The organism is Acinetobacter sp. ANC 3929 (genome assembly GCF_000369405.1).
Taxonomy (GTDB): domain Bacteria; phylum Pseudomonadota; class Gammaproteobacteria; order Pseudomonadales; family Moraxellaceae; genus Acinetobacter.
This window is the reverse complement of sequence record NZ_KB849994.1, coordinates 627,228-636,247: the sequence shown is the minus strand read 5'-3', so window position 1 is coordinate 636,247 and position 9,020 is coordinate 627,228. Positions and strand designations below refer to the sequence as shown.

7 protein-coding genes and 1 pseudogene are annotated in these 9,020 nt (G+C 36.5%); 2 read left to right on the top strand and 6 right to left on the bottom strand.

Going from position 1 to position 9,020, the window contains the following annotated elements; genetic code table 11:
• Nucleotides 1-464: pseudogene (locus F909_RS16655) on the bottom strand (hypothetical protein); the annotation flags it as partial.
• A 537-nt stretch (nucleotides 465-1,001) separates the two neighbouring features.
• Between F909_RS16655 and F909_RS16660 the strand changes: the two are divergent.
• The gene (locus F909_RS16660) at nucleotides 1,002-1,322 is read left to right on the top strand and encodes a pyrimidine/purine nucleoside phosphorylase (protein WP_005146015.1); all 321 of its coding nucleotides are present in this window, start codon (nucleotides 1,002-1,004) and stop codon (nucleotides 1,320-1,322) included.
• A 312-nt stretch (nucleotides 1,323-1,634) separates the two neighbouring features.
• On the opposite strand, the gene F909_RS16665 is transcribed toward F909_RS16660, so the two are convergent.
• The 4 genes from F909_RS16665 to F909_RS16680 form a co-directional block, all read right to left on the bottom strand.
• On the bottom strand, nucleotides 1,635-1,877 hold the full coding sequence (locus F909_RS16665) for an AlpA family phage regulatory protein (RefSeq protein WP_005146011.1): 243 nt from the start codon (nucleotides 1,875-1,877) through the stop codon (nucleotides 1,635-1,637).
• 142 nt (nucleotides 1,878-2,019) lie between these two features.
• A complete protein-coding gene (locus F909_RS16670) occupies nucleotides 2,020-2,979 on the bottom strand; it encodes a hypothetical protein (RefSeq protein WP_005146008.1) in 960 nt (319 codons plus the stop codon).
• A gap of 64 nt (nucleotides 2,980-3,043) precedes the next feature.
• Nucleotides 3,044-3,970, bottom strand: a complete 927-nt coding sequence (locus F909_RS16675) for an inovirus-type Gp2 protein (protein WP_005146007.1) — start codon at nucleotides 3,968-3,970, stop codon at nucleotides 3,044-3,046.
• Nucleotides 3,971-4,538: 568 nt separating this feature from the next.
• Nucleotides 4,539-6,905 (bottom strand): hypothetical protein, encoded by a 2,367-nt coding sequence (locus F909_RS16680; RefSeq protein ID WP_032877561.1) that lies wholly within the window; start codon nucleotides 6,903-6,905, stop codon nucleotides 4,539-4,541.
• 239 nt (nucleotides 6,906-7,144) lie between these two features.
• On the opposite strand from F909_RS16680, the gene F909_RS16685 reads away from it, so the two are divergent.
• Nucleotides 7,145-7,894: a hypothetical protein gene (locus F909_RS16685; protein WP_032877559.1), complete on the top strand. Its 750-nt coding sequence runs from the start codon at nucleotides 7,145-7,147 to the stop codon at nucleotides 7,892-7,894.
• A 252-nt stretch (nucleotides 7,895-8,146) separates the two neighbouring features.
• Here F909_RS16685 and F909_RS16690 read toward each other — a convergent pair whose 3' ends face one another.
• Nucleotides 8,147-8,998, bottom strand: a complete 852-nt coding sequence (locus F909_RS16690; protein WP_005146000.1) for a hypothetical protein — start codon at nucleotides 8,996-8,998, stop codon at nucleotides 8,147-8,149.
• Nucleotides 8,999-9,020: the final 22 nt, after the last annotated feature.

The window sequence follows — 9,020 nt, the reverse complement described above, 5'->3', positions numbered from 1 at the left end:
TATTGCTCCGTAGTTTCAAATTCGCCTTTGCTCTCTCCTGCAACTGGGGTCTTCAGCATTCGTGCATGGTTAATCACTAAATCATTGGCACTGGTAAATAAATCATTGTTTGGAAATTCCAGTAGCAATTCTTTGTTGGGTTTTTCTATCCCTAAGACCAAGATTTGATTTGGCTTGAGTTGCAGTTTTTCTCGGAATTGTAGCAATGCAGATCGATTGCCTGATTGGGCATGCAGATAGTCACGGAAGCCTGAGACATCTACATCGGGCAGTTGTTGTTGATTTAAGAAAGGTTGTAATGCTTTGGCTTCGACCAGAATAGGTCGATGTGTTGGTTCAAGTCGTTGGCTGAGTGCTGCATTTTCGTCAGGGCGTAAAACTTCAGTGGAAGCATTTTTATTTCCACAGCCGATCAGTAAAAATGATCCGAGCACACAGACAAACAGAGGATAGAGATCCTTCATTTGTTTACCCCAGATAAAATTATTGTTTTATGTATGCTGTTATTGGTCTAGTGAAGACAAAGCCGTACACAGCACTGGGGTAAAAATAGAATGATAATTTAAGAATGTAGTGCACATGGTCGACTCCGTTATCAACTTGGAGTTCTGCCCAAAATACAAAGATTATGGTGGCAGAACGAGAAAGGGTTGACGGACTGGGTAAGACTCCAGCACACCCGAAGGTGTCCCTCTCTCGCCCTACCGCAACGAGAGAAGGACGAGAAGTACACACAAAGTCAGCCCTCAGAAGGGAAAACTCTGATGTCGTCTTACAAAACGGTCCGTCAAAACCGACTGACAATGTAGGTCAGCAAGCCAAGGATAATCAGCGAAGTAAAGGGTGTCAATACGTTTAGCTGTTTATAGCTTATTCGACACGCCATAATGTAAGTGAATCAACCATGATCTAGTCAGAATTTATCAATCATTAAATCCTTGAGAATTTTTAGTATAATTTATTAATATAGTCTCAATACATTAAATATTAGGAACCAGCCTATGTCAGAGCAATTTGATTTTATTTCAATAAAAAAGAAAGCCAATGTTCATTTTAATGGCGCATCGATCAGCCATGCTATTGTATTAAAAGACGGAACTAAAAAAACTTTAGGTGTAATTCTTCCATCTGAGGAACCACTAACTTTTAAGACTCATCTAGCCGAACGTATGGAAATTATCTCTGGGGAATGTAGTGTGCAAATTGGTCATGTGCCTGACATAAAAATCTTTAAATCTGGTGAGTCGTTTCAAATCCCAGCCCATAGCCAATTTAAGATTCATACAAGTGAAGTCGTAGATTATATTTGTCATTTTGAATAACAAATAAACTTAATATACCCAAAATCATAGTGTTCTATTCTGATATATAATTTACCAGTAGTAAACTTGACGGAGATAAATGTTGCGACCCAAATGTATTCGTGGTCCAAAGTATAGGCAAGAATATTCTCATCCATATAACGAATTCACCTTTCGTGATTAATAAAAAGATGAACAGCCCCGTTTCTGTAAACAAATCTTAGATTTTACCCCACCTCAAGCATTCTTCATTGCTGAATAAATTTTTCCTTATTTTGCTTACGCGCTTGTATTACAACTGATGGGGCAACAATCTTAATTCATAGCTTTTATTCAATTAGTACTGATTCCACGTTCACTGATCTTTTTATCAATCCACGTATTCACTTCATGCGCAACCCAACCAACTCGATTGCTCGTTAAATTAATCTGCTGCGGAAAACTGGCTTCGTAATATTTTGATTTGGGGTCTAGAAGTGAATAAATTATGGCACGACTCAGCCCTGTGATTTCAACTAGTTGCCTGATGTTTAAAATTTGATTGATCTGAAATGTTTGTGAATTTAACGCGTTCATCTGATGTACTCCGATGTGGTATGAAGGCGTTCTTTCTGCACATATCATGTCCATCACCGTAAAAAAATATATGCCCTCAAACTCCTCTGTATCTAATCAAATAGATACAGAGGTCAATTGTTTTACATTTGATTTGATTCAATCACCATTTTTTTCCATGAAAGGCTTTAAACCCACGTGTTAGGATACAAATCTTATTCATCTTTTCAGATACACTAGAAGCAACTTCAGGCACGTTATCTAAATCATCTAATGGGTCTTGTGGCTCAGGAAATGCCAGAACGTCATCACGACCTAAACCAAAAGGATTACCTGATGGTTGCTTAGATGGCTCCTCATCTACAATCAATAATGTTCCTAATCCATCCGTTGCTTCCTGCCATAATCGCAGTATCAAAGCTGAATAATTCGTATCGATAGAATAAAAAACTTTTTGAAAGGTTAAGTAAAAACGGATGACATAGCAGTTTCTGTAGCTATCACGAATTAAGTGATAGTAGGTAAATATGACTTGGCCTCTAAACCAAGGTTGGCATTTCAAGTTTTTTTCAAATTTTCGAAATGATTTAATCACCCAATCAATCGTTTGCAGTTTCTCTGTCTCTGATGGGAAGCTCAGATAAAATTTGATATCTGGTGCATCTACACTTGTCTTGCTGACCTCAATATACGAGTCTCGAATTTGATTGATATGCTTGTCATATTGGTCATTGTACTGATGTAAACGCTCATTAAAGCCTGTCGTCTTAAATAGTGTCTTTAGTTTTTCAAGAATCTGTTCAATCATCCATTTCTTAGTATGTGTCGTATCTGGTATAAAGTAACGTGCATACGGGTTTACTTGTGATAGCACACAATAATAAGCATTTCGAAATTGAGTAATCCAAAAGCCAAGCTCAGCATCTCGATGCGAATACATCAAAAAATTCCAGTCGCCAAAATAATCTAAAAAAACCTGTGACCATTCCTGTTTCAGATTCTTTTCATTTTCAACATCGCTTTTCTTGGGACCTGAAGCCCCATAGCGTGCCTGAGTAAAAAAGTCATGCACATCTTTCTCTAGGCGTGGTGCTGTTTGGTGTTCAATGTGTGTAATATCCATGGAGGTTGTTCTACAAGGTTGTGGATTTCATAGAACTGTTTCATCCATATTTTTTTACAGGCACTTAATCGGATATGAGTTGATAGTTACGCCCATGCACTCGGTAAATGCCTTTAAAGAATGTTCTTTTATTAATCGGTTTAACTAACATCTGTTGTAGATACTTTTCTGGGTTGGTTAAGTATCTGGCAACATTCAAAGCATTTTGAAGTTCTTTTGGATGTTTACGGTGAATCCTGCCAATACCCAGTAAGCCTTTATTGGCAAACTGCTCTTTGTTTTCTTTAGTATTGCTATTCCTCCCATATCCCCAATCATGGGTAATAGTCTGCCACTTTTGTAAGACCTGATCCCCTAGAAACCAATCCTGACAACGTTCTGAGCCGTTGTAGATCAACATCAGATGCGCATGGTAGCCCTTTGTATAACACCCTTGCTCTAAAGCTAAACCATAACCCAATATATGCTTAAAACAGCCATTCTTATCTTTTAGGTACTTGCATAGAGACTGAATATGGAGATAGAAGTCATGAACTGTGACATTCGACATAAATTTCTTTAAATAACCTAAATCCACACGGACAATCAGAACTTGATAATGATCTTGAATCATTTGCTGAACATAAGTCAAAAAGCTGGTTTGATTATCTGATTCCTGCTGCCTGAATAAGCGAATCTCATCTAGAATCAAACTACGGTGATCTTTCAATCTTCGCACTAACTTTAATACTTCAATTGAAGATAGCTGTAACAAATAATCCTCAAGACATAAAGTCCCTCTTAGTACCTCAATTGCTTGAGTCATATCTTTAAAAGCCTGAATGGATGCACTGTACTCAATACCGTCTTGATCAAAGATCTGAAATGCAGGAATCAGTGAGCAAAGATGCGTGATAAAGGAAGATTGATTTAGCTCCAGATTCAGCACCCAGTCAACAAAGCCATGTACGGCTGTCATGACGCCAGCTTGATGAGATAGGTCATATTGCATTGAGATACTCCTTCGTTATGTTTGGTACATAACTAAGGAGACAACATTATTTTTTTATGTATAAAGATGCCTACATGGCGAATCCACTCCCCCCTGATCAATCTCGGTACTGATCTGATGTGTTGTATTGAGGGATAGTAGCGTATTGATTGACGGTATCAAGATTCAGTAGACATCACGATTAAGTCTCTAATTTCACTATGAGTATCTTAGTGAAGTGTTTATGATTGAATATTATTAAGTGTTTATTAATTTAATAATATTATTTACCGACTTATCACAAGACTCAGTAGCTGCAAAATCAATCGACTCATAGATCAATCAAATCTTCCCCCATCCTACAAACCCTGTATTTTCAGAGAAAATCTCATTTACGAGAGTTAGGGCAGAAATTAGCTTTTATTGCGAACCCAAGTCGTGTCACGTTCTACAACTTGTTAGACTATAAATCCGATTACTATAATCCCCCCTTCCCTGAACAGGTTCACTTAATCACAAATCCTATTGGCAGGTCCGCCTTTGAAATTAATGAGTGGATTAAAATGAACTTGCTCAATGCTAAAGCCAACTATTTTTTAAGTATCACACCTTTAATAAAAGCTTTGGGAACTGTCTGACTAAACGGAGCATGGAATACATCCCGATAAGCGAAATAGGGTATGACATGTTCAATGAATATTTTTTTCATTTTACGATCATGTGCTTCAAGACAAACATAATAAGTATTCTGAGGCTTATCCTCTGTATTCAATCCATCAACAGAACGCATTAATATTTTCGGTTTAATTGCGCCATAGTACTTTATATTCTCTGCATCTTGCAGCCTTAAAGTCTGGGCAGCTTTAGTATCAAGAAAGTTGTTCCAGCGCTGATTTAGATCGTAGACTAAGGTTTGTAATTGTGCCTGACAACGGTCATTAAAGAACAATACGACATCTAATGTAAATTCTGAAACCATCGGCCAGTTTTTCTCTTGCCAAATACCTATGTAGCCACGCAACCAATAACAAGGTTTAGCTCGCTTTGCTAAGCGCATGAACTCAGTAAATAGTTTTGATAGTTCAGACTGTTTTAAACATCCCTTTGATGAACCCACCTCGACAGTAATACGATAAGCCCAACAATTCTGCTCTAATACGCTATTCAGGTATTCTCGCGTATACGTATGCCTCCGTACAGCTTGAGCATAATGCTTCTCCAAAAGTTCACGCTTATTTACTTCTAGTCTTTGTTGTTCAAGAAAATAATTCCTTACAGCTTGGAGGTTAGTATTTAACTGACCTAACACAGCAGAGTCGACTGGCTGATCAAATATAAGGCCTGTAAAAATCTGTTGAATATTCATCCGCAAGCTCAAATTGTCTTCATGCCCAAACCACCATGTACGTAAACCGTAGTTTTGAATTAAACGATCAATCAGCCCCAAAAGGTTAAAATCAACTGCAATCTGCTTCATAAGCGATAAATACTGCTGACCAAGCTGTGTGGTGGATGTTTGCATATCTCTAGCATTCAAAAAGTAGGTCTGATGCGCTAATCTCACCTCATTAAAGGCTGGTTGTTGATTGTGTAACAAAGTCTCAATAAATACTTCAATTTGGAACAACCACTCACCATACTGTGTTGACATACCTTGTTCAGCACAAAATTCTTTGTAGTAAATCTGACTAACGAGCAAACGATCCGCTACACGCTTCACAAGATGTTTAACATCCCATATGCCTTTTGGTACTTTGTATTCCTGCAATACCTGCGCAAGATTTTTAGCTGGAGGGCTTACCTTGGATGACACAGCTTGTTTCTTTATCTCAGGCTGTTGCCAATTCTGATGCTTAAAGTCCTCACTCACCTCAAAAGGTATTTCAGGATGTATGAGCTTGGCAAATGAATCCTTTTTATAAAAATAGCTGAGTACCCAATACTTAAATTGTTCAATCCGAACAGGCGTATTTATTCCAATACGACCAACAGCATGTTTCTTACCATGTGTTCGTACAAACTCATTTCCATTAACGACATCAATCGCATCATAGTGACTAAAATTATTCCTCAATAATGCTTGTAGATGAGCAACAATAACGTCTTCCTGATCAATGTTGTAACTTCTTAGTATAAAAACACATGAAAGCTTTAAACCATTTTGATAATCATGCTCAAGCTTGGTATATACATGCAGCCAATCTGGGATCAATTGAAAAATCGCATGCTGTAGATCAGCCCGATCTCTAAGTACTTTTTCAATCAATTGCTCTAACGGTTCATTCTCAGTTTGATTCACTGTACTCAAGAAACGAATATCAATCACCAAGGTATACACTTCCTGCTGTATTGATAAAAGCGTATCAAAATGTGCAAAAGCAGAATTAATATTCTCTACGACCTGCTGAACCTGTCTATTGGTTTCTTCGATATATAAAGGACTTTTCTGCAACTCAGAAAAGAAATTCATCAATCGCCATGCTTTTTTATAATGGAATTTTGAAGGTGACCATTGTTGCTTTCGTTCCTGCAAACCACCAGAACCCGACAGAACCTGTTCAATACAAGGAATATTATTTGGTAGCTTAACTGCATCTTCTTCTAAAAATTTTTGATAATAAACCCAATTTAACCCAAGCTCGAGATAGGTCATATCGAACATTTTGCGCTCAAATTGAAGGGCCTTAAAATAAACAAGAAATAAAGGGTCAAATTCAGCATGCCCAGTCACACTAATTCCCAACTGAGTCGCCCGAGGCAAACTTCCTGACTTCAAATCATCTACAAACTTATTGATTGCCCGAACAACCTGAACCGATTCTTTATATAAACAAGCAGGTTGGTACGCCTGATCTTGCTTCACGGAGCGATCTAAAGCTTGCCAGATATAAGGAACTTGATTAAAAAATAAATCAAATAGATCTTTATCTTTAATTATTAGCTTATAATTATTCATTAACATACCCAAAACCAGTGAATATCCTTTATATTAGCTGGATTGAGTCAAACTATACAATAAACTCCATCTCATTAAGCACAGTTATTTTTACTATTATTCACATAAAATTTTACCATCATTCACAATAAATAAAAACATTATGCACAGTGAATAATATAACTACATCTTTTTAAATCTCTAACTCACTTAAAGAGTTAATTTAATTATGGCAAATCGGTCAATTTTTTTATAAAATTATGTCTAATTATACTAATTTTGGACACAATTTAATCATGAAAGAAGTAACTGTTATTGAACTAAGCGAACTGACAGGTCTCTCTAGATCAAAAATTTACTATCTTAAAAAAATAGGTAAATTAATGATTTTAAATGGTAAAATAAATTATGAAGATGCGTTACAGGTTATCACCTCTTTAGCAATTAAGAAAACGAAGATAAATCATCAAGAAAATTTTAGACATATTTTAAACATGATGCATTTGCAAAATATCACCTTGCAAAAACAGCTAGAATTAGCTTATGAGCGTGAAAAAACCTATTTGGCAGAGCTTGCAAGCCATCGGCAGAGTTTACTCCTAAGATCTACTCCCACCCCATTTATAAATGAGAATAATTCACAAGAAAAGCTAGAAAACGATTTAAACAATATTGATGAAAATTCTCTACATCTAATGCAATCTGAGAACAAAAATCAGCCCCTTACAGAATCATGTCACGACATCAAATCTATGAATGAGACTACCAACCATGCCTTCCCTAACCCCCTCCTTCAAAATAAAATGACCTTATCCGAGACAGAAAGTAAAAATACTGGATATACCGAACAAAAAAATGATGCTCTTGGCACGGAACTTACCCAAGGCCAAACAGATCAACCTCGAACTTTATATAGACGCACAACAGCTACAGAAAAAATAGACTCAGAAAAATTAAAAAGAGGTCTGGTCGTAGAACACCGCCTACCCCTAACCAAAAGAACAAAATGAGTTTTAGCGGTAAAAACAGGATTAAGAATCATGGGAACCAATCTATAGGAATCATCTCCCACCATTTATTTAAATGTGACCCCTCTTACATTGAACTGCTTAACTAATGTAAGTGTTGAATAGCTAAATTCCTAGTCTCTATCAGCTGCTAAAGGTAACTTAAATTCTGCAATATCCATCGTAATTCATCTACTAAATCGGCACCATTGATTGGCCTAAACGTTTATTCTTCACCACCCCATTACCACCCCCCTATTTGGAATCTTTTTCAATAATCTTTGCAAGCAGCTCTGGGCAGTTCCGCACATGATTAAGAAGTGTCTGTTCTTGATCATTCGAGTTAAAAGCCATTTTTTTCTTCAAAATATCTGCAACATTATGGGCGTTTAAAGCTCGTCTAAATTCTCTATTTTCTTCTTCCAGACTTTTAATGTAGTTAATATAGGTTCGATCCTGAATTTTGATATCACAAGATCCCTCATATCGTTTTTTATTATTTTCTAAAGCATCCTGTAATTCTGCAATTTTGCCGGTATTTTCTGCTATACGATTTTTAATCCAATTTTGATCAAAAGCTTTAAGCTCTTTTTCCAGTGTCGGGTAAACATCATTAATTGCAGCCGTAACACATTTCCAGCGTCCTTTTATTTTTGCAGTTTCTCGTAATACCCTATAAATGATCTCTCGCTTTTCATAGAGATTACCTTCATAACGCTTTTTCACATTCTTTATACCATTGATTCGGCGTTGTAACTTTGGGTGCTGAAAAACATGCTGATCAAAATCAAGCGCTAGATAGGCATAAAGTATTCGTTTATAGCCAATCACGCTGTGTTTATTTTTTTGCTTATCGTCCAACCCCAATAATTCTTCTTTTAGTTGAGCAATATGATTTAATAACAAATTCAGTTCATGCAACTGTGAGAGTTGAGCTTCTCCTCTGAGTGAAATCTCATCAACCATACATTTTTTTATAAACATAATTTCGTCAGCAGAGAACTCCTCCTGCTCATTTAAAGTCCCTGTATCACCTGCATGGTAAAGGTAACAATTAAGCATTTCTGCCTCTAATATATTGATGTCTTCATCGTTAATTTTTTTCATCATCAAAATTAAAATAACTTAT

What these genes read in the sequence shown, in the direction of transcription:
- F909_RS16660 (WP_005146015.1), top strand. Translation starts at nt 1,002, where the DNA reads ATGTCAGAGCAATTTGATTTTATTTCAATAAAAAAGAAAGCCAATGTT.
- F909_RS16665 (WP_005146011.1), bottom strand. Translation starts at nt 1,877, where the DNA reads ATGAACGCGTTAAATTCACAAACATTTCAGATCAATCAAATTTTAAAC.
- F909_RS16670 (WP_005146008.1), bottom strand. Translation starts at nt 2,979, where the DNA reads ATGGATATTACACACATTGAACACCAAACAGCACCACGCCTAGAGAAA.
- F909_RS16675 (WP_005146007.1), bottom strand. Translation starts at nt 3,970, where the DNA reads ATGCAATATGACCTATCTCATCAAGCTGGCGTCATGACAGCCGTACAT.
- F909_RS16680 (WP_032877561.1), bottom strand. Translation starts at nt 6,905, where the DNA reads ATGAATAATTATAAGCTAATAATTAAAGATAAAGATCTATTTGATTTA.
- F909_RS16685 (WP_032877559.1), top strand. Translation starts at nt 7,145, where the DNA reads ATGTCTAATTATACTAATTTTGGACACAATTTAATCATGAAAGAAGTA.
- F909_RS16690 (WP_005146000.1), bottom strand. Translation starts at nt 8,998, where the DNA reads ATGAAAAAAATTAACGATGAAGACATCAATATATTAGAGGCAGAAATG.